This window comes from Steroidobacter flavus (genome assembly GCF_042651805.1).
Taxonomy (GTDB): Bacteria; Pseudomonadota; Gammaproteobacteria; order Steroidobacterales; family Steroidobacteraceae; genus Steroidobacter; species Steroidobacter flavus.
The window spans coordinates 569,701-595,662 of the sequence record NZ_JBHSDU010000014.1 but is presented as its reverse complement, the minus strand read 5'-3'; the positions used below and the strand labels follow the sequence as shown (position 1 = coordinate 595,662).

16 protein-coding genes and 1 pseudogene are annotated in these 25,962 nt (G+C 61.1%); 12 read left to right on the top strand and 5 right to left on the bottom strand.

Annotation, left to right across the window (positions count from 1 at the left end; genetic code table 11):
* Positions 1-55: 55 nt before the first annotated feature.
* Entirely contained in the window at positions 56-2,620 is a 2,565-nt protein-coding gene (locus ACFPN2_RS25305; RefSeq protein WP_380601798.1) for a TonB-dependent receptor plug domain-containing protein, read from the top strand.
* Positions 2,621-2,665: 45 nt separating this feature from the next.
* Here ACFPN2_RS25305 and ACFPN2_RS25300 read toward each other — a convergent pair whose 3' ends face one another.
* From ACFPN2_RS25300 to ACFPN2_RS25285, 4 genes and pseudogenes are all read right to left on the bottom strand, one after another.
* Positions 2,666-3,175 carry a RidA family protein gene (locus ACFPN2_RS25300; RefSeq protein ID WP_380601796.1) on the bottom strand — a complete coding sequence of 170 codons (510 nt, stop codon included), beginning with the start codon at positions 3,173-3,175 and terminating at the stop codon, positions 2,666-2,668.
* Between the two features lie 42 nt (positions 3,176-3,217).
* Positions 3,218-3,838, bottom strand: a complete 621-nt coding sequence (locus ACFPN2_RS25295) for a c-type cytochrome (RefSeq protein WP_380601794.1) — start codon at positions 3,836-3,838, stop codon at positions 3,218-3,220.
* On the bottom strand, positions 3,835-5,415 hold the full coding sequence (locus ACFPN2_RS25290; RefSeq protein WP_380601792.1) for a flavin monoamine oxidase family protein: 1,581 nt from the start codon (positions 5,413-5,415) through the stop codon (positions 3,835-3,837). The genes ACFPN2_RS25295 and ACFPN2_RS25290 overlap by 4 nt, the downstream gene beginning before the upstream one ends.
* A gap of 355 nt (positions 5,416-5,770) precedes the next feature.
* Positions 5,771-5,896 (bottom strand): annotated as a pseudogene (locus ACFPN2_RS25285) (LysR family transcriptional regulator); the annotation flags it as partial.
* A 70-nt stretch (positions 5,897-5,966) separates the two neighbouring features.
* Between ACFPN2_RS25285 and ACFPN2_RS25280 the strand changes: the two are divergent.
* From ACFPN2_RS25280 to ACFPN2_RS25230, 11 genes are all read left to right on the top strand, one after another.
* The gene (locus ACFPN2_RS25280; RefSeq protein ID WP_380601790.1) at positions 5,967-6,626 is read left to right on the top strand and encodes a cupin domain-containing protein; all 660 of its coding nucleotides are present in this window, start codon (positions 5,967-5,969) and stop codon (positions 6,624-6,626) included.
* A gap of 168 nt (positions 6,627-6,794) precedes the next feature.
* Complete coding sequence (locus ACFPN2_RS25275; RefSeq protein WP_380601788.1) at positions 6,795-7,949, top strand: hypothetical protein; 1,155 nt, start codon at positions 6,795-6,797, stop codon at positions 7,947-7,949.
* A 75-nt stretch (positions 7,950-8,024) separates the two neighbouring features.
* On the top strand, positions 8,025-10,706 hold the full coding sequence (locus ACFPN2_RS25270; RefSeq protein WP_380601787.1) for a TonB-dependent siderophore receptor: 2,682 nt from the start codon (positions 8,025-8,027) through the stop codon (positions 10,704-10,706).
* 65 nt (positions 10,707-10,771) lie between these two features.
* Positions 10,772-11,311 (top strand): RNA polymerase sigma factor, encoded by a 540-nt coding sequence (locus ACFPN2_RS25265; protein ID WP_380601785.1) that lies wholly within the window; start codon positions 10,772-10,774, stop codon positions 11,309-11,311.
* On the top strand, positions 11,308-12,348 hold the full coding sequence (locus ACFPN2_RS25260; RefSeq protein WP_380601783.1) for a FecR family protein: 1,041 nt from the start codon (positions 11,308-11,310) through the stop codon (positions 12,346-12,348). The genes ACFPN2_RS25265 and ACFPN2_RS25260 overlap by 4 nt, the downstream gene beginning before the upstream one ends.
* Positions 12,349-12,485: 137 nt before the next feature.
* On the top strand, positions 12,486-13,451 hold the full coding sequence (locus ACFPN2_RS25255) for a hypothetical protein (RefSeq protein WP_380601781.1): 966 nt from the start codon (positions 12,486-12,488) through the stop codon (positions 13,449-13,451).
* 69 nt (positions 13,452-13,520) lie between these two features.
* The gene (locus ACFPN2_RS25250; RefSeq protein WP_380601779.1) at positions 13,521-14,450 is read left to right on the top strand and encodes a MerR family transcriptional regulator; all 930 of its coding nucleotides are present in this window, start codon (positions 13,521-13,523) and stop codon (positions 14,448-14,450) included.
* A gap of 80 nt (positions 14,451-14,530) precedes the next feature.
* A complete protein-coding gene (locus ACFPN2_RS25245; RefSeq protein ID WP_380601777.1) occupies positions 14,531-14,950 on the top strand; it encodes a hypothetical protein in 420 nt (139 codons plus the stop codon).
* A gap of 273 nt (positions 14,951-15,223) precedes the next feature.
* Positions 15,224-21,442, top strand: coding sequence for an FG-GAP-like repeat-containing protein (locus ACFPN2_RS25240; RefSeq protein WP_380601775.1), 6,219 nt, complete (start codon positions 15,224-15,226; stop codon positions 21,440-21,442).
* On the top strand, positions 21,442-21,732 hold the full coding sequence (locus tag ACFPN2_RS25235) for a hypothetical protein (RefSeq protein WP_380601773.1): 291 nt from the start codon (positions 21,442-21,444) through the stop codon (positions 21,730-21,732). The genes ACFPN2_RS25240 and ACFPN2_RS25235 overlap by 1 nt, the downstream gene beginning before the upstream one ends.
* 672 nt (positions 21,733-22,404) lie before the next feature.
* Complete coding sequence (locus ACFPN2_RS25230) at positions 22,405-24,552, top strand: TonB-dependent receptor (RefSeq protein WP_380601771.1); 2,148 nt, start codon at positions 22,405-22,407, stop codon at positions 24,550-24,552.
* Here the strand turns inward: ACFPN2_RS25230 and ACFPN2_RS25225 are convergent.
* Entirely contained in the window at positions 24,536-25,777 is a 1,242-nt protein-coding gene (locus ACFPN2_RS25225) for a GGDEF domain-containing protein (protein ID WP_380601769.1), read from the bottom strand. The genes ACFPN2_RS25230 and ACFPN2_RS25225 overlap by 17 nt on opposite strands.
* Positions 25,778-25,962: the final 185 nt, after the last annotated feature.

Genomic DNA, 25,962 nt, shown 5'->3' with positions numbered 1-25,962 from the left:
TGCCGTTTGTTAGTAACGACAGCAGCATTCAACACCCCTGTTCGGAGGTCATGCCATGAACATGAATCACTCGAAGGGGCGCAACGCCGCGCACCGCTGGCCAGATCGATCCATTCCTCAGAAGATCAATTTCACACTCACCGGCACCATCCTTTCGCTCGCTGTATCGCAAGCGCTGGCGGATGGCGCCGCGGATGAGAAGCATAAAGTAGAAGAAGTCGTGGTGACCGGTTCTCGTGTCTCCGGAATGAAAGCCGTCGAAAGCTCTTCGCCGGTGCAGATTCTGGATGGCGCGGAACTGGAGTCCGCCGGCAAGCCGGATCTGATGAATGCTCTCGCCAACACCGTGCCCTCGTTTACCGCACAAGCGTTTGGCGGTGACATGGCAAATCAAACATTGCAGGCAAAGTTGCGGGGCTTGAGCCCGAATCATGTGTTGGTGCTGGTGAATGGCAAGCGTCGCCATACCACCGCGAGCCTGGCGGTTCTGGGCGGGCCCTATCAGGGCGGCGCCGGCGTCGATTTGAATTTCATCCCGGTGGAGTCGATCGACCACCTCGAGGTGTTGACCGAAGGCGCGGCGGCTCAGTACGGCACCGATGCCATTGCCGGCGTGATCAATATCAAGCTCAAGAAGGACGACTCGGGCAGCGCCATCAGCTATACGCATGGCGGCTACTATGCCGGCGACGGCGACACCGATTCGATCTCCGGCAGCATCGGATTCGCACCGTCGGACGATTCGTTTCTAAACATCTCGGGCGAGTCGCGGCAGCATGCGCATACCGATCGTGGCGGCATCGATCCGCGAGTCGTGAACCCCGCGAACGTCGACCCTGCGAGCGGTGGCTCGTATCCAAACACGAACATGCCGTTTGCCAAAGGCTACCCGTACCTGAACAACATCTTCGGCGACGCCGAGTACGACATGAAGCTGGCTTCGTTCAATAGCGGGATCATGTTCGGCGAGAGCACGGAGCTTTATGCCTTCGGAACCTGGGGAGAGAAGTACGCCGGGTCCTATGAAAACTACCGGCTGCCGAGCCGCGTATCACATACGGACCCCGACACGGGAGAAGTCACGTACCTGTATCCCTATGGCTTCGACCCGCGAGAGGAAATCGAGGAGACCGACTATCAGCTCACAGCGGGCATTCAGGGCGGCGTCGGTGAATGGCGCTGGGACATCGCGTCCACCTACGGCAAGGACGAAATCGATATGTTCACGCGAGATAGCGCGAATGCTTCGCTGTTCGCAGCCACAGGCGCCACCCCGACCGACTTCTACGATGGGACTTACACCGCGACCCAGTGGACGACGAGTCTCGACATGGTCAAGACGTTCGATCTCGGCATGGCTGGCCCGTTGAACTTCGCGTTCGGCGCGGAATATCGTAAGGAAACGTGGGAAGCCGCGCCTGGCGATGCCGGCTCGCGCTACCTCGAAGGCGGCCAATCCTTCCCGGGCATCGGTCTCGCGGATGCCGGCAGTTTCGATCGCGACAATGTCGCGGGCTATGTGGATTTTTCGCTCCACCCAACCGAAGCATTGCGGGTGGGAATCGCGGGTCGTTACGAAGATTACAGCGACTTCGGCGACACTTCCGTCGGCAAAGCGACGCTGCGCTATGACTTCGGACCTTCCTTCGCATTGCGCAGTACGTTCAGTACCGGCTTCCGCGCGCCGACGCTGGCGGAGTCGTACTACTCCGCCACCAACGTGGGGCCGACTACGGCCTTCGTGCAGATGCCGCCGAATTCGCCGGCCACGCAGTTGCTCGGCCTGGGCGCCGGGCTCCAGCCGGAGAAATCGACGAACTATTCCTTCGGTCTGGTCATGCGGCCGATGGACAGTATGTCGCTGACCTTCGATGTCTACGAGGTGGAGGTGCGCAATCGCATCGCTGCCACGAGTACCTTCTACGGCACCATCGACGGCGAGCTGTTCTCACAAGCCATCGTCGACGCCATCGTCGCCAACGGCAACGTGCTCGACCCTGAGGTCACTGCCAGCGGCGACACCGGCATCAATCTGTTCACCAATGGCGTGACCACGCGGACGCGCGGTGCGGACCTCGTGTTCGACTATCGGACGGAGTACGGCGCGATGCAGGTCGATTGGAGTGCCACTGCGACTTATAACAAGACCGAGGTGACTGCCATTCGCGCCACCCCGCCGGAGCTGGGCACCTCGCAAGCGCTGTTCGACAAGGTGGCGCTGGCAGACCTGCAGGATACCGTGCCGGAATATGTGCTGAATCTGGGCGGCACGTTCCGATGGGACCGGCTGAGCGTGAGCGTTCGCGAGCTGATCTATGGCGAATCGTCGCAATTCGAGAATGACGGCGGCGCCACCAATGGCGACATCATGTTCTATGAAACGACCATCGGGGTCACGCCGATCACCAACCTGGAGGTCTCGCTGGAAGCGATGGCAGGTCTCACATTGACGCTGGGCGCCGTAAATCTGTTCGATGAGATGCCCGAGAAGCGCAACGATGCTTATCGCGCCGTGCAGTTCCGCGATGGCGACAACGGTGCGGTCTCGCAGTATCCGTCGTTCTCGCCGTTCGGCATCAACGGCGGTTATTACTACGGCAAAGTGGCTTACAAGTTCTGAGGTGGCAGGCGGTGGGTGAGCGGCGGGCTCACCCACCTCTCTTGATCATCTTGCGAGCTGCACTTCGATTTCCACCAGCATGCCTGGTGCGACCAGTCCAGCCACTTGCACGGTCGAGCGTGCCGGCAGGTTGGGTTGCTCCTTGGTGCCGAAGAACTGTGAGTACGCCGCCATGAAACCGGCGAAATCCATACGCCCGGCCTTGGCGGGATCGCCGACCAGATACACGGTCATCGCGACCACGTCTTTGAAGCCCAGACCGAGCGAATCCAGCGATTCTTTGATCCGGCCGAACGCACTCATGGCCTGAGTCTGCGTATCGCCCCAATATTCCGGCGAACCTTCGACGGCCTTGGGGTTGGCTGGAGTGGGGGTGATGCCGCTGTGAAAAATGATCGTCTTGCCGGCGGGCACTTCCACGGCGCGAGCGATTGGGAATTTCGAGCCGCCCGTGAGCGAGTGGCGTACGACATCAGCGGCACTGGCGCTGGATTGGAAGGCCAGCGAGGCGGCGATCATAGTAGCGACACTGGCGGCGTGGCGGATGCCTGACATATCAAATTCCTCTTGGCCGAAAGGGAGGTGAAATATAAACAGTCAGCGACGGTCGCGCAGCGTGTTGATATAGGCGACCACGTCGTCAATGGCTTGGGTATCCGGCAGCGTCTCGGCGAGGGCGCGCATCTGAGCGCCGTTAGTATCGCGATGATCGCTGCCGCGCAAGCCAGTCTTGTAGTTCCGCAATTGGGTGACGAGGTACCAATCTGTGCGATCGGCGAGCGCCGGCGCGCTCAGTGCTTGATTGCCTTCGCCGTTCTGACCGTGACAGGGTGCGCATGTCACGTACAGGGTTCGGCCGCGTGCCGCGTCTCCGGCCACGGTCGTCGGCGGCGTCTTTGGCTTGAAGCTCGAGACATATGTGATCGCTGCATCGATCGCAGCCTCATCGCGCAAGCGAACGCCTACTGGCTGCATCTCATGACCTGCGGCGTCGTCTGGATGCGTGCCGCGGACTCCGTCACGAAACGCTTCGAGTTGGCGACGGAGGTACCAGGGTTCCATCGCCGATATTTTCGGTGCGCGAATCGCCGGATTGCCGTTGCCGTGGGCGCCATGACACACGGTGCAATAGGAGAGGTCGGAATTGTCAGCGGCAACGGCCGTCGTGATGAACGCGGCTGTCGCTATCACTGGCAGCCGGGCTTTGCTTGCCTTCATGCCGCCACCACCTGCGTCGCTTGCTCGCGTACGCGTCTGTCGATATCGGCAATGGCATGAAATGCGGAATGGATCGCGCCCTCCTGCCAGCCCGAGTGATAACTCAATTGATCGCCTATCAAGTAGTGAGCGCCGAGCGGAGCTTGCAGGCGCTTGAACCATTGCTCGCGCACCGATTCATCCCATCGCGCGGAGCATCCGAGCATGTGGTTCATTCGATGCCACGGGATACTCACCCCGCTTTCGACGTAGGTGCGGTATCCCGGATGCAGTTTTTCGCCTTGCTGGATGGCCCGCTCGATGCGTTGGGCTGGCGTGAGGCGAGCGAATTTCTCGCCGGTCTCGTCATCGAACGTATAGGCGCCGAGCATGACGCCTTTCTGTCGATGGATGCCGTGTGCCGGATACCACAGCTGCGCGATGTCCTGCATGGTCCAGGAGATACCGCCGTAGATGCCGTCGCGCTCCCAAAAACGTTCCTTCATCTGCAGCCCGATCTTGAACAGCTTGCCGCGTTGGACCGCGGTGAAGCCGTCCGCGTATTCCGGCGGAAAGTTATGATCGATGCCCGCCAGTAGCTGCATCGGAATGCTGTTCAAGCAATAGTCGGCTTGCAGCAGCGTGCGCTGGCCCTTGTGTCGGAAGACGATGTCGACGCCGGCGCCGGTCAGGCGCACCGTTTCGACCTGCGAGTGAGTGCGCACGCAGTCGCCGACTTTCGCCATGAATCCCGCGACGACGCGGTCCATGCCGCCGACCGGTTCCATCATCATCGCGGACTGATCGTCCGATTCGCCGAAACTCATCACGTACATGAATCGCGAGCGCATCAGCTCCGAAATCGGCAGGGGCTGCTTGAGCCGTTCCGGGCCGGTGTAATCGTGCCTGGCGAATCCGGCGCGACCCGAGCCGGTGTAGGTGAAGCGTCCGTCCAGTTCGCCGAACTGGCGCACGTACTCGAGCAGTTGTTTGTAATCGGCGCCAGTGAAGGGCGCGCTCAGTTGCTCCGGCTGTAACGATTTCGCCAGCAGCTCGGCGATGAAGCCGCGCGTATCCGTGATGTATTCACGATTGCGGATGGGCCGGCCCCCGAACATCGCATCGTCCTGGACCAGCGCGCTCCGGTTGTCATTGACGAACGGCGCCAGGGCCACGCCGAGCTCCTTACAGTAGCCGAGCAGGGCGGAGTGATGGCCCGGAATGCGGGCCGGGCCGGCGTTGAAATAAAGATCGGGATCGCGATCGAAGTTGCACGTCTGGGGATAACCGCACTCGTCGACCAGATCGCCGCCACGCAAAGTGAGATTGCGGCCGCCGGCGCGATGGGAGGCCTCGATGACCTGAACGTCGTAGCCTTTGTTCCGTAATTCGTAGGCTGCCGTGAGCCCGGCGATGCCGGCGCCGAGAATGACAACTTTCTTGCGTCGCTTGCCTGTTAAAGGCGCGATGTCCGGGCGAGCAGCGTGAGTGACGGCGGGCATCAGGCCCATTCCGAGCGCTGCCTGATACACGGCCGCGGTGCCGCCGAAAGCACCGACCATATGCAGAAAGCCACGGCGCGACAGTCCCTGGTTCATGGCGGTTGGCAACCCTGCTGATGAGATCGCCCTCCGGACCATACAAGTGATGTGCCAGTTTGCAGGCAGTAACAAATCCGCGAGCTTGCGTGACTTTCTGGTCTCACGCGTGCGTCACATGCACCGCCACGGTTCGTGAGGCGGCGGATCTTGCCTTAGTTGTAAGCAGCTCAGCCCGGTCCGAACGGCGGCCTGAGAAGAATATATCGGTCACCCCCGGTGTCCGGATTCACCGAGTGGATTGTCTCAATCTGGGAGGCTGTAGAGGAGCCAGCTGCGGGAAGGGAGGTTCGTGATGATGTGGAACCCAATTGCGCGGCGAGGGGTGATTGGGAGATCCAGGCAGAACCGGCGCGGTGTCGGGCCATGCCGCCTGAAATCGATCCATGCGTGGCAGTAGCCACTTGGCGGCGAAGGCGGGGCTGACTGTCACCGTCAGCACGCCGCCGGCCGATCCTTCCCTCAGTCGCTTCAGGAAAAGCTCTGATGCCGGGCGCTGGCCTCGAAGCGAAGATAAGCTCGAATAGAGCTGTCACGCGGAGTGATGAGCCATGCTACTGAACGCCGATCTTGCAAAGCGCACTGTGGTTCACGGGGCCCGGCTCGATTGGGTGTCGAGTCCCGCCCAAGGCGTCGAGCGCCGCATGTTGTTTCGTATCGGCGCTGAGAAGGCCCGCGCCACATCGATCGTCCGTTATGCGCCGGGTAGCCGTTTTTCCCGTCACGAGCATGCGGGTGGCGAGGAGTTTCTAGTGCTCGAAGGCGTGTTTCAGGACGAAACCGGAGATTTCCCGGCCGGTACATATGTGCGCAATCCGCCGGGAACGGGTCATGCGCCCGGTTCGGAATCGGGATGCACGATCTTCGTGAAGCTATGGCAATTCAAACAGAGCGATCGCGAGCGCGTCGTGCGCTTGCCGGGTGAGGGCACAGCTGCTTCGCGCATTCTCTTCGAAGGCTCGGACGAGCGCGTCGTGATCGAGGAGTGGCAAGCGAACGCGCAGATCGAACTGCTCAACGGGCCGGGGCTCGAGTTACTGGTGTTGGCGGGCGCCTGCTTCGATGGCATAGATACCCTGGATCGATGGACGTGGCTGCGATTGCCCGCGGGCCAACCGCTGCGCGTGCGCGTGGGGTCGCAAGGTGCGCATGTCTGGTACAAGATTGCGCCACTGTTGCATGAAGATGTGTGTGCCTTCGATGAAAAGTGAAATTGCTGTGGTGGGCGCCGGGCTGGCGGGTCTGTATACGGCTCGTTTGTTGAATGCCGCGGTCGCTGCAATGTGATGCTCACCCTGCGCGCAAAGCGCTGAGCTTCGCCGTGCACGCGCCATCCACTATAGAATAGTCCGAACCATTCAGGTTTCTAGGACGATCCCATGCTCATCGGATTGGCAGCTTTGGAAGGCACGGACTGGACGAGACTGCATCACGCCTATGGCCGCGCGACGGATACGCCGGATCATCTGCGGGCTTTGCTCGGGGAGAATTCCGAAGCGCGCAAGGAAGCGCTCGAGCATTTGTGGACGGCGATCATTCATCAAGGAACGCTTTTTCCGGCCACGGCACCGGTGGCGCGAGTCATCGCGGGATTGCTGACGGATGCGCGCCTGGATCGTGGCGAGTCGATTAGACCCGAGCTGCTGGCGTTTCTGGCGGCCGTGCCTGAATCGCTCGAAAGGGTCGAGAACGACCTCGCGGTGCTCGAGCGCCAGGCCGCTTTCGATCTCGAGCCGTTCCTCGATGCGGAGGATATCTACGAAGCCATCTTCGAGAATGAAGACGCCGTGAATTCCTTCGGGGCGCAAGCGACGCTGGCATGCATCGCGGCTGCGCCGATCCTGATGGACGCGATGTTACAAGCAGCTGCGGATGGCGATGCGATCTGTCGCATGCACGCGAGCAAGGGCGTCGTGAAGTTTGCGAAGGTCGAGTCGTTGCGACATCGCGCCGCCGAGCTCGAGTCGCAGTTGCTCGCTCTGGCTCGGGAGACGTCCAATTCGGATGAGCGCAGCGCCTACGTGCTTGCCGTTGGCGAGCTTGGATATTCGCCCACGACATTCTTGAGCGACAGCTCACCTGCGGTACGCATGTGCGCGGCGCTCGCGCCGAGCCTCTCAACGGATGAGCGCGCTATCAAAGAGCTATTCACAGTGCTGGAGGCTCATGCGGGCGACATCGATGGCTGGTTCGCCGAGCGACCTCCGCAGTTCTCGAGGCGGCCGCGGATCTATGTCGTGCAGCGCCTGATTCAGCAAGTGCGGGATTTCGATCGGCTGGCGAATGCCGCCATCGCGGTGGCCCGCGTGACGAACAAGGGTTCCGTCGAGTATGAATGGGGGCCGTTGTTGATCGCCGCGTTCCCAAAACGGAATGGCGTCATCGAGACCGACGCTCAGCGCCGATACCTGCGTGCGCTGGTGGAGAACGCCGATCTCTGGGACCCCAAGTTCGGCAATGCCAGCGCCTGCTTCAAACGGCTGAATCTTCCCTACGACCGCGACGCCTGCGCCAGGCTCGTGCAAACATCCTGACCGCCCGCCACGTGCGGGTTTTCGCCGCTCGCCTGTCTTATCGGGTGACATCATCCAATGAGCGGGGAGTTTTCAATGGTGTTGCGGGACCGGGATACGTGGCGGTTTTCAACGGCGATTGGCGGCGTGCTCTGCGCGCTTGTCGTGTCCGTATCGAGCATTTCGTTCGCTGAAGCGGCGCAGGCAGAGGCGGCGGTATCGAACGCCGACTCCGTTAACTACGCGATTCCCGCCGGTTCGCTCAGCGGCGCCCTCATGCGCTTCGCCGAGCAAAGCGGCATTCAGCTCGTCTACTCGTCCTCTCTGACCGGCAAGCTCAATTCTCCCGGTCTTTCCGGCCGCTACGCGCCGCGCGATGCGCTGACGAAGCTGCTCGAAGGCACCGGTCTGGTCTACAGATTCACCAGTAGCAAGAACGTCACGGTCGAAAAGGCATCGGATGCAAACAGCACACGGGTGCTGAGCCCCGTGCGCGTCGAGGGTGCCGGTACGAACGGAGTACGCGGCGTAAACGGATCGACTGACATTACAGCCACGGAAGGCACACGCAGCTACACGAGCGATGCGCTCTCCATTGCGAGCAAGACGGCACAGTCCATCAAGGACACGCCGCAATCGGTGAGTGTGATCACACAGCAGCGGATCCAGGATCAAAACCTCACCGACTTCCGCTCGCTGATGGATCAGGCCACGGGCGTGAGCGTGGTCACCGGGGTGGGCTCGAGCCTCGACGGTCCCCTGACGCCCACCTACTTTTCACGCGGGTTCGCCATCGAGCGTTTGCAGATTGACGGCGGTGCCCCGCTGAATATCTCCAACAATAGCGGCAGCAACAGCTTCGCTCTCGTGCCGCAGATCGATATGGGCGTGTACGACCATGCGGAAGTGCTCCGGGGCGCCGATGGTTTGTTCAATGGCTATGGCGGGCCGGGTGGCGTGATCAGCCTGGTGCGCAAGCGACCGCTGGATCAGCCGAAGGTTGTGACGGAGCTCATGGCGGGAAGCTGGAGTAACTATCGGACGATGATCGACGCGAGCGCGCCGCTCGGTTTCGACGGCAAGCTGCGCGGTCGCGGTGTGCTGGTTTATCAGGACCAGGAGTATTTCTACGACATCGCGAGCATGAACAAGACTGTCGCTTACGGGATTCTGGAGTACGACCTGGGCGAGAGGACGTTGCTCGCTGTCGGGTTCAACAGCACGCGTCAGGACGCTGTCCCCTTCATCCGGGGCCTGCCTCGCTGGCAGAACGGCGAGGACCTGCATTTACCGCGCGATACGTGTCTCTGCACTCCCTGGAATCGCTACGACTTCGATACGAAGGATGTGTTCGCGCGCGTCGAGCACGCGATGGGCGAAACCTGGAACCTGAAATTGAACCTGGGAAAAGTGCGTCAGGAGCGATCGCAAAAATACGCCCATACCGCCGGGCTCATCAATCCGCTGACGTCCACCGGCGCAGTCTTACAGACCAGTATCGGCGCACGCGCCAGCGCTCAGAAAACGGCGGACCTCACGCTGACCGGCGGTTTCACGCTGTTCGGGCAGGATCAGAATGTGGTGCTGGGGTTCAACTACTCCAAGGTCGATGGAGGAGGCGGCAAGTCCTTCGATAGTGTGACGACCACCGCGCCCATCGACGTCTTCGCGTTCGATCCCGATGTGTATCCCGAACCGGCGTCCCCTCCGCCGGGCAGTCGCTGGACCTCGTCGGGCTCGACGCAATGGGGCGGCTATACCAACCTGCGTCTGACAGTGTGGGAGCCGCTGCATATCAGTCTAGGCTGGCGATATAGTTACTCCGCCGACGGCGGGGAGACCAGAGAAGACCTGTGCACCAGCACGACGCTCTGCCCGAACGGCAAGATCGGCGATGTGAGAAACAGGGTTACCTACAAGCCCTACAAAACGCACGACTTCAGTTGGCCGCCCGCCTGGTCGCTCGCGTACGACATTACCGAAACGCTGAGCGCCTACGGCAGCTACACCGACATCTATCAATCGCAGGCCAATTTCGTCGATCCCTCCGGCGATCCGATCGGCCCGGTCACCGGGACCAATGTCGAGGGCGGGCTCAAATGGGCCGGCCGTGACGGCAAGCTCAATGCCACGCTGTCCTTCTATCGCATGAAGCAGGAGAACTTCCCGCTCGAGCTCATCGACCATCCCTTGCATAACACGACGACCGACGGCATTCATCGCTGCTGTTACAGCGACGAGCAGGATCGCACGCTGTTCAGTCAGGGCCTGGACCTCGATGTGACCGGTGAGGTGTTGTCCGGCCTGCAGATCTCGACGGGCTACACCTATAACGAAAACGAAAACCGCGGACCCGCGTCAGGGGCGTTGCAGGGCAGGGCACTCAATACCAAGCTGCCGCGCCATCTGCTGAAACTCTGGGGCAGCTATCAATTCGCCGGTACCGGCTGGATGCACCGGCTGAGCGTCGGCGGTGGCGTCAACGCGCAATCGAAGGGTTACTACTCTGGCTCGGTATGTATCCGCTATGTCACACGCCCGAACGGAACGGTGGTCTGCGACACCGGCGGCAGCGTTCCGTATGAATTCGATCAGGGCGCCTATGCAGTGGTGCACGTTCGGGCCGCCTATCAGCTCGATCCGCGCTGGAATCTGGCGCTGAACGTCAACAATTTGCTCGATCGGACGTACTACCAGACCGTCGCCAACACCATTGGCGGCAACTGGTACGGCGAGCCCCGCAGTTTCGCGCTGACGATCCGGGGGCAATTCAAGTAAGGGCTTGCGGATTTCTCCAGCTCGGCACGTTCTCTATATATCTCACGCTGCCGTGCCGAGCTCTCATGTCTTATGCCCTCGCCGAGCCGCTGCTCGAGGCTTTCGAGCAGCACTACGACCAGCTGATCGCGCATGTCCGCCGCAAGGTGGGCTGCGCCGCTGCCGCGGCGGACATCGTTCAGGAGACCTACGTGCGGCTGCGCTCGAGCGCACTGCCAGCGGCGGTCGAGAACCCGCGGGCATTCATCTATCGCGTGGCGACGAATCTGGCGATCAATCATATCCAGCAGCAGCGTGCGCGAGGGCGGTATGTGATCGCGGGCCCGCTGCCGGAGGAAGTGGTTTCGGACGACCGGCCGGTCGATGCGCGACTCAGCGATCAGCAGCTGCTCGCTCACATGGCTGCGGTGGTCGATGAGCTGCCGCCGCGGTGTCGCGAGGTGTTTATTCTGCGCAAGTTTCATCATCTGAAAATGGAAGAGATCGCTGTGCGGCTCGATATCAGCCTCAGCATGGCGGAGAAACATCTGCGTCGCGCGGTGCTTCATTGCACGGCGCGCCAGCAGGAGTTCGAAGGCGCTCCCGGTGCCGGAGAGAGCCGATGAATCGTTCGGTCGACAGTAACGCGCCGGATGGGGCGGCCACCTCGGCTGCCGAGCAGGCGGCTGACTGGTTCGCGCGTCAAGAAACTGGCGCGCTTTCGGAGGCTGCGAATCTGGAATTCCGTGCGTGGCTGGCAGGCGATCCTGCTAATGCGCAGGCGTATGACGCTATCAAATGCATGTGGTCCACTTACGATCTCATTCCTCCGTCTGCCGTCGGTGAACAGCTCGCGGTGGAGTCTTCGAGCAGTACGCGTTTGACGAGCAGCGTGATCGTTAGCCGACGTGACTTCGGCTCTCGCCGTCGACGTTTCCATCCCAAGCTGATCGGAATGATGGCCGCGGCTGTGTGCGCGCTGGCGGTGTTGATCTCGTTCAACTACGGAGCGCGTTGGCAAGCCGACATGTTTACCGCCGTCGGCGAAGTGCGCACCGTCTCGCTGCCCGATGGCTCGACCGTCACGCTGAACACCGATAGCGCGGTCAGGCTGCGCTTTGATGAAAAGCGACGAATCGTTGAGCTTCTGGCAGGCGAAGCAGATTTCAAAGTGACCGCGGATCGCGAGCGACCTTTCATCGTTGAAGCCGCCGGCGGCAGCGCGCGTGCCCTCGGCACGCAGTTCGCCGTTCGCCATGATGAAACGGGCGCGACCGTGACAGTTGAGGAACACGATGTTGCCGTCACTTTCATGAGCACCCCCGGCGCGCAACCTCAGACCCAAACGCTTTCGGCAGGGCAGAGCGTTACCTACAGTTCCGCCGCCGGCCTCCAAGCGGTGCGTTCCGTCGATCTGGACCGCGCGACCAGCTGGCGCCGGGGCTGGCTGAGCTTCGAGGACCGCCCGCTGGGCGAAGTGATCGACGAACTCGATCGTTACCTGCCGGGATGGATCAAGATCACCAATCCGGACCTGCGGGCCCGCCACGTAACCTGCGCCATTCCCCTCGACCAGCCCGCTCTCGCGCTGGATCATTTGAAGCAGACGCTTGGATTGCGGACCGTGCGGCTCACGCCGTATCTCACATTGATTCGAGAGTAAGGGGCAACCTCAAAATCACGTTGGCTGCAGTGCCGCTAGGGCAACCGTTCGGCTTGGCGATGATATTCACCCAATTGCTCCAGGCCCCGGGTTTGATACCCTCTTATTCAGTTCGGTGTCACAGCTCGGAGGGCCCGGTGGACGCTTCCACTTTGGTCATCGCTTTTCTGCTCGTCACCGCCGCCGCTCTGGCTGGTTATTTGATGAGCCAGTGGAGTTCCATTCGCAAAGGCAGCATAGGCATCGGCTGGATTGCAATCAGCATCGGTGTCACTCTGCTGTTGACGACAGCCGCAGTAGTTGTGCTCACGGTAGGTTTGCTGCCTGGGCTGCGGCTGTCGCCAACCATAGAGTCGGCGGAACACACGCGAAAATCTACGCAATCTGACGAACGCATGTTCGAGCGGAAACAAGCGTCGAGGGAACCAATGTCCGCAACGATCAAGGCCGCTGCACCGACCGATCGTGGCGCCAGCTCCGCCGTAGGCCGATACATTGCTGAGGGACACTCCAAGCATCGCACTGGGAACGAGACGGCGTCGGCGCCAAGCTCGCGTGAAGCCAAGAGCAGTGCGATGTCCCAGGAGGCTGGTCTCGTATTCTCAGCAGCGGATCCCTGGGCCGCAACTAACTGTGTTTACGCCTCCAATCCTGACCCAGCGGATCTCACTCGCTGGAGGATAGAAAACGGCTGCGGTGCCCCGGTGGGTGTGGTGCTCGCCTCCTGTTCGAACAGCCAGCCGGAATGCGGTGGCCCGTCATGGGACTACCAGATCGACGGGATGATTCTTCCCGGCAAGGTCCAGCGACCTGTTATCGATGCGGACGAGACCTGGTACGGCAGCCAGATTCGCTATGTCGCCTGCATGGTTGCAGCCCCGCTGACGATTGAGTTGATTGGCCAAAACCTCGAATCCCGCTCATCGCCCTCCTGGTTGCAGCGGTTTGAGGCGGCTCGCAATGGCGATGAGTGTCTGACGCGCGTTCGAAGATTGTCAGATCCGGGGCGCGACTCGGGGAAGTCCATCGATGCTCTGCTCGGCGCGGACGCACCGGGCAAGGTCCATCCAGGCTCTACTTCCGATAACGAATACACGTTGTAGTTCGCACTGCGCGAGTAAGCGCAGGTCGCCACTTGACCTTCCACCGGCTGGAGGAGCTACAAAGTGGCCATGAACGACAGCCGATACACCATTGGCGAGCTCGCCAGAATCAGTGGCGTTGCCGTCCGACGGATTCGCTTCTATTCCGATGAGGGGCTGCTGCCACCGCTGTCCCGCTCGACGGGCAACTATCGTATCTACTCCGATGCTGACGTGGCGCGTCTGCAGCTGATCCGGACCCTCCGGGAAGCGGGCCTCGGCCTGGAGGTCATCGGCGATTTATTGGCGCGGCGACTATCGATTCGCAACGCGCTCGAGTTGCGCCTGCAGGCCCTGGAGGCTGAGCTGACTGCGAAGCGGCGTATCGCCGATTGCATTCGCACCACCCTGGCGTGCGATGAGCCCACCGAAGCCGATCTACGGAGACTATGGACGATGACTACCTTGACCCAGACTCAAGTTCGCGCTGCCGCCCGCCGTTTGCTCGATACAGCGAGTGCGGGGAAGACTCTCAGCGACGAGTGGAAAGAACGCATGCTCGCCGCGAGCACCCCCGAGTTGCCCGCACACCCGACGCCCCAGCAGATCGATGCATGGAACGAAATCGGGGCCATGCTCACGGATGAAACCTTCATTGCCCAGACGCAAGCTGAAGTGAACGGCGCCTGGCCGGAGGAGTTCGATGCCGCGATGTACGCCGAGGCTTCCGATGTCATATCGGCCAAAGTGCGCCAGGCAATCGCGTCCGGCGAGTCGCCTACATCGTCAGCTGGCGAAGCCCTGGCGCGTGAATGGCTCGATGCTTCGGCGCGTGCGATGAAGCGGGAACCGAACAGGGACTTCCTGCAATGGCACCTCGAGCAGTACCGGCAACATCACGCACGCTCAGTTCGATATCAGGAGCTGCTCGCAATACTGCGCGGAGATAGCCCCAGAACCGCGGCCGGCGCCGAGTGGCTGTGGATCCACCAGGCGATGAGCACGCTATTCAAACAATAGACCCTTGAAGCAACCACGCGGACCCGATTTTTCGGGTCTCGCGTGTAAAATCGCGAGATCAGTCGGGCTGGGGTTGCACGATGATAGATCTGAGTAGCGGTCGCGTCGCATGTGGAAGTCTGGTTCTGGAGCCCAATGTTCGTAGCGAACAGTTGTTGACCTTGCCGGGCGTTCGCACAGCGCCGTCAGTTGCCGGGCGCACGAATCTCGCCCTGGGAACGCACTACTGCGGCGGGCAAGCGTGGGGTGTGGGCGCGATGTTCGCTGGCGAGCAGCTCGATATGCTGTTGTTACAGATGCTCCGCGAGGATGAGTCGGATTGGTCTCTGCCGCAGGAAGAGCAGCGGCAACGCGTGCACGATCAGTTCTTGCGGGATCTGTGCGGCGATGTTTCTCGACCCGTCAGGGGCTCGCGCTACAATTTTCCGTGGGGATGGTTGGAGTCGACCCTCGATCTTCGAGGCGTTCAGGCGGTGATCGTCGTCAGTTACGAGGCGTAGCAACGCTCATCTATAGCCTGACATACATACACGCATCGATTGCCTCAGTTCGGAACGGCACGCTGACTTTCATCCAAATCCTGATTCGACGGTCACCTTCGTGGAGTCCTGTTGACAAAATAAGGGGTCGACAGCAAATTCATATCGGCGCGATTGCTTCGGGAGCAACGCGTCGACGATGGACTGCGATTTCTGCGCTAGGGAAGGCGAGGAGATCTCTTGCACTCCTGTTGCGCGCTGACGGCTCACGGATGAATCTGCGAAGGAGTTGCAATGATCAGCTCTCGTGCGCGCTCTCCCTTTGTCCTCCTGATCCTGTTTCTTTCCCTGGCGTCGGCGGCCTTCGCACAAACATTGCCGGTCACATCCACCGGCATGACCGGCGGCAGCTTCGATGTGTCGGCAACGGGACAAGCCACTTACTCGATTCCGATCTGGTCGCCGCCGGGTACCCGAGGGATCGAGCCTCGACTGGCGCTGAATTACTCCAGCCATGCGGGCGGCGGCTTGATTGGGCCGGGCTGGTCGCTGAGCGGCCTGTCGCACATCACTCGTTGTACCCGAACTCACGAACAAGACGGCTTCGCACGCGCCGTGTTTCTGGACTCGAGCGATGTTTTCTGTATCGACGGCCGGCGTCTGCGGCTGACTTCGGGAATTTACGGCACGGCCGGTTCGACTTATCAAACAGAAATCGCCGATTTCTCTTTGACCACGGCGCGTGACACGGCGGGCAACGGGCCTGCATGGTTCGAGGTCAAGACCAAAGAGGGGCTGATCCTCGAATACGGTGGCACCAGCAATTCGCGCGCAGTGCTTGCTTCGGGTACCACTCCCTACATCTGGGCCATATCGAAGATCCGAGATCGTCAAGGCAACAACCTGGTCATCGACTATCAGCTGGAATCCGGCACGCTGCGGCCCACGCTGATTCAATACACGCAGTCGCCGGCGATCGGCGCCACCTACCCGTATGCGGTGCAATTCAACTATCAGACGCGGGACGCAAACGACGTCATGGTGGGCTATGTTGCCGGCGGTCAATATCTGGTCGGCTCTCAGCTGACCAGCATCGATGTCAAGGCAGGCGGCGTCGGCGGTACACTGTTACGACGCTATCGTCTTTCATACACGGACTCTCCGACGACGCAGCGATCCCGCCTCGCGAGCGTGCAGGAGTGCGCCGGCACGGGCGGCACCGACTGCCTCTCGCCAACGACGATCAACTATCAGAACGGACAGATCGGCATCGCCGCGCCGAGCATATCGGCCGGCTCGGTTCCTGCAGGCGTCGCCCGTCAAGTCGCCGATGTGAATGGCGACGGGCGCAGCGACATCATCAACGATATAACTTCCGGCAGCACGCGCACTTACTCGGTCAGTTTCGCCTCGAGCAGCGGCTATCTGGCGGCAGTGAGCACCGGCATCTCCGCGCCCTTGAGCGAAGTTACATTGCTGGATGACTTTCTCGGCAACGGCACGCTGCAGTTTCTCGCGCAGAGTGGCGGCTACTGGTATTTGTATCAATGGAACGGCAGCAGCTTCTCCGCCACCTCGGCGCAACTGCAGGTCGATCCCAATCGCGTCACCGGCACCGCACCCGGCGAAGTCAATGCGCCCAACTTCGCGTCGGCAGACGTCGATGGCGACGGTCTGCCCGATCTGGTCTGGGCAGCCACTTACAACAACGTCCGTTCGGTCTACACGCGCCTGAACACCAGTGCCGGCGGTGTTCCGTCATTTTCCACGACCATGACGAACGCCTATCCGGTGCCCACGTATTTTTCCGGCCTGCTCGGCAACAACAAGTTCTTTGTCGCGCCTCGCCTGGACTTCAACGGCGACCAGCGTGACGACGTCATCATGATCTCGGCGAACACGGGCGGCCAGCTGGTGACATTTACTTCCCGCGAGCTGATTTCACAGGGCACGACATTCGCCACGGGCAGCGATCTGAGCGGGCACTTCTCAGCCGCCAACGCGCTCAACTGGAACAACGACGCTTGCACGGATCTGCAGCTCAATGGCTGGATCAGTATCTCCGCCTGCAACGGCGCGATCGCACAGCAAATCGTGTTGTCACAAGGCGGCATGGCCGGTCTGGATTGGGACGGCGACAATCGCACCGACATCGTCTCGACGGAATTCAATGGCAGCATCGCGGTCCGCCTGTCACAAGGGACATCGCTCTCTGCGCCGCTGCCCAGCGGCCTGCCCAACGGCACATCGATATCGGCACTGGACTACGATGGCGATGGCCTGCACGACCTGATGTCCATCAACAGCGCCGGTGCAGTCACCATCGGTCTGCACAATGGCGCCGGTACGCCGCCCGACCTGGTGAGCTCAATCGTCGATGGTTATGGCATGGCTTTCAGCCCGACCTACAAGACCATCACTCAGAGCAACTACGGCGCGATCTATCCCAATGCGCCCGCCATCGCCTTCCCGGATGTGAAGTACACGCATCCGTTCTACGTCGTGGATCAGTTCTCCGCATCCGATGGCACCGGCGGCACGTACACGAACCAGTTCTTCTACTGGTCTGCCCGCAAGCATGTGCGGGGACGCGGCTTCAAGGGCTTCGCAGCGCGTCGCACGCTCGACAGTCGCACCGGAATGTATCGCTACGAGGAATATCGACAGGACTTTCCATATATCGGCAGGGTATCGGCGGATCGGCTTCTGCAACCGAACAACACCACCGTCGCGGAGTCGACGGTCAACACGCTGCAGAGCGCGCCCCTGGCGACGACGGCGTTCAATCAACGCTACTTCGTTTATCTGTATCAAGCCTCGACCAACACCTATGAGGTGGGCGGTGCCTACAACGGCGCGCAGACCATCAACACGCTGGAGACGAACACCTACGATTCATGGGGCAGTCTGCTCGATCGAGTCGTCACCACCACGGAGATTGGCACGGGACTGAATACCGGAGTGGTCCACACCTCGCGCACTTATGCGCCATCGGTGGTCAACGATACTGCGAACTGGTGTTTGAGCCGGCCCAATCAGGTTCAACAGATCAACAGCCACAGCTCGACCGGCGGCGGCGCAATCACGCAGACCACCGGTTACACGTGGGATACGGTCAACTGCCGCTTGCAACAGGAAGTGACGGAGCCCGGCAGCACGCAGTGGCAGGTGACCGGGGTCTATGGCTACGACTCTGTCGGCAATGTGAATTCCCTGACTGTGACACCGGCGGCCGGGCAGGGGCAGGCGGCACGTACGTTCGGCGTCAACTATGGTTCCACCGGGCAGTTCCCCACCACGATCACCAATGCGAAGTCACAGGTCACGACGTTCGGCTGGGACCTGGTCCGCGGAATACGCACGAGCATCACGGATCCGAACGGCCGTGTCACCTCGCTTACGCCAGACAATTTCAATCGCATCGTACGGGAGCAGCGACCCGATGGCACGGCGACCGACTTTCACATGTACGCCTGCAGCGGTATCACGACCTACTGCGGCAGCAGCGACGTACGGACATATCTGGAGGTCGTCGTGCGCGATACGAATAACGCGGCGATACGGACCGATGTCGCGTCCTTCGATGGTTACGGGCGCCAGAGATACACGTACGAGCAACTGCTCACAGGTGGCATGTCCAGTCGGATCTCGATCTATAACTCGCGCGGTCTGTTGCAAGCCATCAGCATGCCTTTCATCCAGGGCTCTCCCATCTGGTACGCGACCCTGAGCTATGACCTCCTGGGCCGGGCCACTTCCCTGAGCCGCCCCACGAGCGAGAGCAATCCGAGCACGTATCTCACGCAGCTTGCTTATAACGGTCTGAGCATAGTTGCCACAGATCCGCTCAATCGCACGCAAACGCGCTGGGTCAATGCGCTCGGCTCGCCGGTACGCACCGTCGATGCCGCCGGCAACGATACAAACTACGAGTATGACGGCTTCGGCAATCTGCTCAAGACCCGCGATTTCTATGGCAACGAAACCGTGCTGACTTACAGCAATCGCGGCTTCAAGCTGACCAGTAACGACCCGGACATGGGCCTGTGGTCGTACAGCTACTATCCGCTCGGCGAGCTGCGTAGTAAGACGGATGCAAAGGGGCAGGTCGCGTCGTTTACCTACGATGCGCTGTCTCGCATGTTGACGCGCGTGGAGCCGGAAGGAACGACGACCTTTACCTATGACACGCAAGCCAACGGCATCGGTCAACCCGCCTCGATCGTAGCCCCCGGCGGCTATCAGGAAACGTTCAGCTACGACAATCGCGGCCGTATTCAGAATCACAACACCACCATCGACGGCACAACCTACAGTTACGTCTATGGCTACAGCGCGCTGACCGGACTACTGGATTCGCTCACTTATCCGGCAAGCTACGGCACACCCTTCAAAGCTCAGTACGATTACAACTACGGTCAACTGGCGCGGGTGAAGGACTTCGCCGCGCCGACTACTGTGTTCTGGGAAGCGCTGGCCGTCGATGCGCACAGCCGCCCCATTCATCATCAGCTCGGCAACGGCCTGAGCGTGTTGCGCACGTTCGATCGCATCACCGGCCTGATTGATCGGATCGATAGCGGCTTCAGCGGCAGCAACGATCGGCAGCAACTGCAATACACGTGGAGCCCGACCGGCAACTTGATGAGTCGCGCCGATCTGAACCAGGGAACGCTGAACGAATCTTTCACCTACGACGCGCTGGATCGGCTCGACACCGTACAGCGCAACGGCGTACAAACGCTCAACGTCGACTACGATGCCATCGGCAATATCACTTTCAAGAGCGACGTCGGCTCGTACGCCTACCACGCCACGAAGAAACACGCTGTCACGATGGCGGGCTCGAACACCTACGCCTACGATGCCAATGGCAACGTGACCTCGCGCAATGGACTGACCGCGAACTGGTACAGCTACAACCTCCCGGCGCAGATCAACGGTGCCGGTGGCAAGTATGCGCGTTTCTGGTATGGGCCGACTCGCCAGCGATACAAACAAGAGCACCATCAGTACGAGCCCGCCGAAGCGTCGCCGCGCGTGACGCTCTATGTAGGCGGCCTATTCGAGAAGGTGACGCAATCGTATGGCGGCCCCAACGACTACGAGACAGTGTATCGTCACTACATCTTCGCCGGCGGCGAGCGTGTCGCAAGCGTAGTCCGGATCACTTCCGCCGAGGATGGGCAGGTCAGTCAGTCCCACTGGACTGCTTACTACGCGCCCGATCATCTGGGCTCCGCCGACTCTGAATTTCTGCAGGTTGACGGCTTTCCGCCGGTCCAGAATCCGTTCGCGCGCTATTCGAACTCCGTGTTCGGCGAGCGGCGCGATATCGATTGGGATGGCCCAGCGCTGGACGCCAACGCCCCCTGGTTCAATTCCTCCAACCGTGGCTTCACCGATCATGAGCATCTCGACAATCTCGACGGCTTGATCCACATGAACGGCCGGGTCTATGACTCGAGGGTCGGCCGCTTCATGTCGGCGGATCCGTTCGTGCAGTTCCCGTTCGCGGGCCAGGGGCTGAATCGTTACAGCTACGCACTCAACAATCCGTTGCGTTACATCGATCCGTCGGGGTTCGGGCTGTTCGATTTCTTCGATGACCTGTTCGACGGTATCGGCAGCGTCTTCAGCAGCCTCGGCAATTGGCTCGGCAGTGCCGTCGGCTGGGTTCAATGGGCTCGCGACTTCTATCGGGAGGGAGGCAGCGGCGGTCTGCGATGTGCCTCCAACTGCAACCGTGGCGGCTCGACAGAAGCCAATCCACCGCCAGTGCCGCGCGTCCGGCCCGATCCTCCGGGCACGACGCCGAGTCCCGCTCCGCCGCCCCCGCGCGTGCGGCCAGCGCCGGATCCGACTTTACCGCCCGCCGATGGATCGCTCGGAGGCGTAGGGAATTCCGCAGCCGACACGCCCACGGGCGGCAAAGGGGATGGGAAGGGCGCTACTCAGGTTACGCCCACTCCGGCTTGCGAAGGAGCGATGGTGACCGTGATTGGAGATGGGGTGATCATTCCCGTCTTTACTCCTGGCTTGTGTCAGTCCACCGCCGACGCAATCAACAAGGGGACGAGAGATGGCGTCCTGATTGGCTCCGCGGTGGTGGGGACCTATGTCCTGCCATCTTTGGGCAGGGTCGTCGCGGGGCAGCTGCTGCGGAGAACTGTTGGTAATCAGCAGATGACACGGCAGGAGCGGTTGCAGGAAGTTTACCGAAGACTGGAAACGCAGCGAGCCACGACGGCGGAGGAGGCGCAAGCTCAACTCAACAAGACCCTGGAAGCAGTCGAGGATCAATTCAGCGGAGTACCGAAGAATCCCAATCCGGGTCTCAAGCCCGACGGGCGAATGTATGTGCCGCAGGCGGACAATATAAAGCGACTCGCCGATGGAACGATAAGGGCGACGACCCGAGGAAATATCGTCGAGTACGGCCCGGACGGCAGTATTACAATCATCGATCGCGCGACCTTACAGATCGTGTTCCAGCGTGCCGGAGGATTGTGATGGCCGAGATGATCGAGAATGCAAATGCCCTTGCCAGGCAGCTGGCGGAAATCGATGCGCGCACCGATCCGAAGGTCACGTCGTTTCCATCGGGGGCATTCATTCTGGACGTCACGATCGGAGGGGGCAGGTATGCGTTCGAGTATCTTCCCAGCAAGAATGGCTTCGGCGTGTCGCGGATCGACTCCGCGACCTTTGGCTGGGAAGGCTTCGAGTCTTCGTTTGAGGATTTCGACAGCGCGAAGAAGTACATTCTTAACCTGCTGACTGCTGCATCTCGTCCCGTCTGAAATGAAACTCAGCCTCGAAGTCACATTGCTCTATGGCGGCTTCCCCTATGCTTTCGAGATATGGGATCTGCTGGGCCCGACACATCCCGAATACGCGGACCTCGAGGTCCTGGTCGGACGATGCAGATCGTCGATACGGATGCCAATCCGGGTCGCTGGCGGCTACGCCAGGGCTATATAGAGTCCATCGGCGCCACGATGTGGCTTGCAGATCAGTTCTGGAAGATATCCCGGCGCGAACCGCGCAGCGTTGCAGTCGTGCGATGGACTGGTCGTGACTGAGCTGGCTCAGGGTGTCACGAGGGTCGGTACGGCGCTGGATGTGTTTCGGAGCGCCGAGGCTGGAAGGGGATCTGCAGAAGCGAATGAGGATGGCGCTGTTCGGCTGCTAGAAAGCGAAACAACCTTGTTGGCAGGATCCAGTGCGCTCACCGACGATTCGAGCCAACCAAAGTAGTGTTGCCGGACTGTGACAGTGCGCATGTTCGCCGAACTGTAATACTGCGCGGCTAGGCTTTCGCTCGAACCGGTGCATCCAGGCGACTAAAACGAACGGATACGATCTGTCGGCGGCTTGCACCCGGACCTTCCGGATCGATCTCAACAAGCAGCTGAATTTTTCGATAGCGGGGCATGCGGCGGACTCGTACGCTCTAACGGTATGAAGAATCTGTGAAATTTCATACCGGCCGAGGCCCGCCGGCGGGGCTCTGTGGTGTTTCTTTCTCGACTCGAGATGGTTGGAGTGCGCATATGGTGCGGGCGAATGTTCGGCGTAACAGCCTGGTGGGACTGACGGTCCTGTCCCTGCCTTTGGTGAGCTTCGCGGGCGGTGTGCCCACGACGGTCATCGACGAAGTCATCGTCACCGGCCGGTTGGACCGGCTGCAGGGCACCCCGGTGTCCGCCAGCCAGGGCGTCGTGACGGATGAGCAGTTGGATCTCCGCCCGGTACTGCGCACCGGCGAGCTGATGGAAGTCGTGCCGGGCCTCATCGTCACTCAGCACAGCGGCGACGGCAAAGCCAACCAGTTCTTCTTGCGGGGATTCAATCTCGATCACGGCACGGATCTCGCGACCAGTGTCGACGGCGTGCCGGTCAACATGCCGACGCACGGTCACGGGCAGGGTTACACGGATATCAACTTTGTCATCCCGGAGCTGGTGCAGGCGATCGAGTATCGCAAGGGCACGTACTACGCCGAGACCGGCAACTTCTCTGCCGCGGGCGCGGTGAACATGCGGTACCGGCACAAGGTCGATAGCCCGATGTTCGTTGTCGAGGGCGGCCAGGACAACTACAAGCGCGGCATGGCGGCGGCATCGCCGGAGATTGGCGGTGGAACCCTGTTGGTCGGCTTGGAATACGCGCAGATCGACGGCCCGTGGGTGCTCGAAGAAAATTACGATAAGCGCAACGGCCTGCTTCGATACACCCATGGTGCAGGCAAGGACGGACAGTTCAGCATCACCGCGCAAGCGTACGAGGGCGACTGGCGATCGACCGACCAGGTGCCGCTGCGCGCCGTGCGCTCGGGCGAGATCGATCGCTTCGGCTTCATCGATCCCACCGACGGTGGCTCAACCCATCGATACGGTCTCTCGGTGGATTGGAATGCGTCGCTCGGCAAAGGCACGACGACCGGTTTGCTCTATGCCGTCGACTACAACCTCAATCTGATTTCCAACTTCTCTTATTTCACCGATGCCGAGAACGGCGATCAGTTCCAGCAGGTCGACGATCGTCGCATCTATGGTGGCGAGTGGGCCTGGCACCGTCCCTTCGACTGGCAGGGCCGCGAACAGGAGCTCACGACCGGTGTGCAGGTCCGGCACGACGACATCGGCAAGGTCGGCTTGTATCGCACGATCGCTCGCGAGCGCTTCGATACGGTCCGTGAGGACGCGGTAAAGCAGACGAGCTATGCCGTCTTCTCGAGTCTCGATACACGCTGGACCGACAAGTTGCGTACCACCGTGGGGCTGCGCGCGGATCACTTCGATTTCGATGTCGATGCGAATCTCGCCGAGAATTCCGGAAGTGCGAGCGATTCGCTGGTCAGTCCGAAGCTCGCCATTGTGCTGGGGCCGTGGAGCAAGACGGAGTTTTTCTTCGACGTTGGCCGCGGCTTTCATAGCAATGACGCACGCGGTACCACCATCAGAGTGGATCCCGCCGATGGCGTCACGCCGGCCGAGCGTGTGAATCCGCTCGTCAAGGCGTTGGGCACGGATGTGGGACTGAGAACTGCCATCGTGCCGAATACGCAATTCAGCGTCTCGCTGTGGAGCCTGGATCTGGATTCGGAGCTGCTGTTCATCGGCGACGCCGGCACGACCGAGGCCAGCCGCGAAAGCGAGCGGCGCGGCGTGGAAATCGCGGCGATCTGGAATCCCATTCAATGGCTGATCGTCGATGCCGACCTCGCCTGGTCGAAGGCGCGCTTCAGCGATGACGATCCTGCCGGTGACCGCATTCCAGGGGCGGTCGAGAACGTCGCGTCAGTCGGCGTCGCGATCGATCATCCGAGCGGCTGGTTCGGCGGTGCGCGTTTCCGTCATTTCGGCAAGGCGCCGCTGATTGAGGACAACAGCGTTCGCTCCGAGCCGACCACGCTCGTGAACCTCGAGGCGGGCTATCGCTTTGCCAAGCGCTACAAGGTCAGCGCGGCGGTTTATAACGTGTTCGACAGCAAAGACAGCGACATCACCTATTTCTACGAGTCGCAGCTGGCGAATGAGAGCGAGCCGGTGGAAGACATTCACTTCCATCCGGTCGAGCCGCGCACCGTTCGAGTGACCGTCAGCGCCAGCTTCTAGCGCTCGTTACCGTTCCCCGCTCAAGGTTGAACACGCCGGTCACGAGCATTCCGTAATCGGCTTCATTCATCACGCGAACGCGATTTCGGCCGCCGATCTTCGCGGCGTAGAGTGCTTGGTCGGCCAGTTGCAGGGCGCCGCGAGGGGTGCGGGCGGGGGAGGGTTGGATGACCGCGACGCCGATGCTGATGGTGACGGTCGCGGCCGTGCGGGAGCCGCGATGTTCGATTCCTAATTCGTGGACGGAGCGGCGCACGCGATCGGCGAGGGTCATCGCCTGTTCGATGTCGACGTCGAAGAGCATGGCGACGAACTCTTCACCGCCGTAACGGGACAACACATCGAGCGGGCCGCGCACGATCGACTGCAAACAGTCGGCGATCCGACGCAGGCTGTCGTCGCCGGCCTGGTGGCCGTAAGCATCGTTGTAGGCTTTGAAATGGTCGACATCGATCAACAGGAGAGCGATCGTGCGTTTCTCTGCGACCGCCTGCGGCCAAAGGCGCGCCAGGTGCTCGTCGAAGACACGGCGATTCTTGGTGCCGGTCAATGTGTCGTGCTGAGCCAGCTGCGAGATGAGGCGGGTTTCGAGAAAGGAGGTGCGTGACAGTCGTTCGAGATGTCGAGCGGCGATGGCGCATCCCGCCAGGGCAATGAGCAGGAAGGCAACGGCGCGCAGCGCCACGGGCAACGCCAGCCCGGTAAGCACGGCATAAACGACAAAAGAAGCGGCAGTCAGTACGCCCGTGAATAGCGCCGTTCGATAGCTCAGTCCCAGAAAGAAAAACGGGCCGAACAACAGCACCGGCAAGATCATCAACATTTCGCCCTGACCGTCCGCTGCGGCCGCGGTGATGCAACCGGCGACCACCACATTCCTGATGGGAACGATCACCCGGGCGAAAGGTAGAAAGCGGCGCTCCAACGCCGAGCTCCATGCCAGGCACGCCAGTACCACAGTCGCGACGATAACCAAGCCGAGCGCGATCGCAGGGCCGCCCACCGGAAAGCCGGCCGCCGTTTGTTCGACGCCCCGGGCCGCCGCCAGCACGGCGCCGAGGGTGCACGTCACACGAATGAGCAAACGACTGTCGAGCAGATGGGTGCGGACGTACTCCGCCTCCACTTCGGGACTGAAGCGCAGGTCCTGCTGAGCACGCAGCAGCTCCGCCGCATACGGCGAATCCGGAACTGCGTCGAGATTCAGTGGTACCCCCTGGGTCATGCCGCAAGACTAAGCCGTTCTTGCCATAACGAGTGTGACCTGTTCGGAATCTGCATCATGGAAGCAGCAACTGCTTCGTCGGAGTGCGACTGTTGACCGAGTCCACGGGCGCCGGGGCGGGTGCGCCAGCCCGGGCGCTATGACTTGCGTACGCTTGGTTAACATTCGCGCGACGGCTTTAATCG

Excerpts from the sequence above, each read along its gene's own strand:
- ACFPN2_RS25305 (WP_380601798.1), top strand. The coding sequence starts at position 56 with ATGAACATGAATCACTCGAAGGGGCGCAACGCCGCGCACCGCTGGCCA.
- ACFPN2_RS25300 (WP_380601796.1), bottom strand. The coding sequence starts at position 3,175 with ATGTCAGGCATCCGCCACGCCGCCAGTGTCGCTACTATGATCGCCGCC.
- ACFPN2_RS25295 (WP_380601794.1), bottom strand. The coding sequence starts at position 3,838 with ATGAAGGCAAGCAAAGCCCGGCTGCCAGTGATAGCGACAGCCGCGTTC.
- ACFPN2_RS25290 (WP_380601792.1), bottom strand. The coding sequence starts at position 5,415 with ATGAACCAGGGACTGTCGCGCCGTGGCTTTCTGCATATGGTCGGTGCT.
- ACFPN2_RS25280 (WP_380601790.1), top strand. The coding sequence starts at position 5,967 with ATGCTACTGAACGCCGATCTTGCAAAGCGCACTGTGGTTCACGGGGCC.
- ACFPN2_RS25275 (WP_380601788.1), top strand. The coding sequence starts at position 6,795 with ATGCTCATCGGATTGGCAGCTTTGGAAGGCACGGACTGGACGAGACTG.
- ACFPN2_RS25270 (WP_380601787.1), top strand. The coding sequence starts at position 8,025 with ATGGTGTTGCGGGACCGGGATACGTGGCGGTTTTCAACGGCGATTGGC.
- ACFPN2_RS25265 (WP_380601785.1), top strand. The coding sequence starts at position 10,772 with ATGTCTTATGCCCTCGCCGAGCCGCTGCTCGAGGCTTTCGAGCAGCAC.
- ACFPN2_RS25260 (WP_380601783.1), top strand. The coding sequence starts at position 11,308 with ATGAATCGTTCGGTCGACAGTAACGCGCCGGATGGGGCGGCCACCTCG.
- ACFPN2_RS25250 (WP_380601779.1), top strand. The coding sequence starts at position 13,521 with ATGAACGACAGCCGATACACCATTGGCGAGCTCGCCAGAATCAGTGGC.
- ACFPN2_RS25245 (WP_380601777.1), top strand. The coding sequence starts at position 14,531 with ATGATAGATCTGAGTAGCGGTCGCGTCGCATGTGGAAGTCTGGTTCTG.
- ACFPN2_RS25240 (WP_380601775.1), top strand. The coding sequence starts at position 15,224 with ATGATCAGCTCTCGTGCGCGCTCTCCCTTTGTCCTCCTGATCCTGTTT.
- ACFPN2_RS25235 (WP_380601773.1), top strand. The coding sequence starts at position 21,442 with ATGGCCGAGATGATCGAGAATGCAAATGCCCTTGCCAGGCAGCTGGCG.
- ACFPN2_RS25225 (WP_380601769.1), bottom strand. The coding sequence starts at position 25,777 with ATGACCCAGGGGGTACCACTGAATCTCGACGCAGTTCCGGATTCGCCG.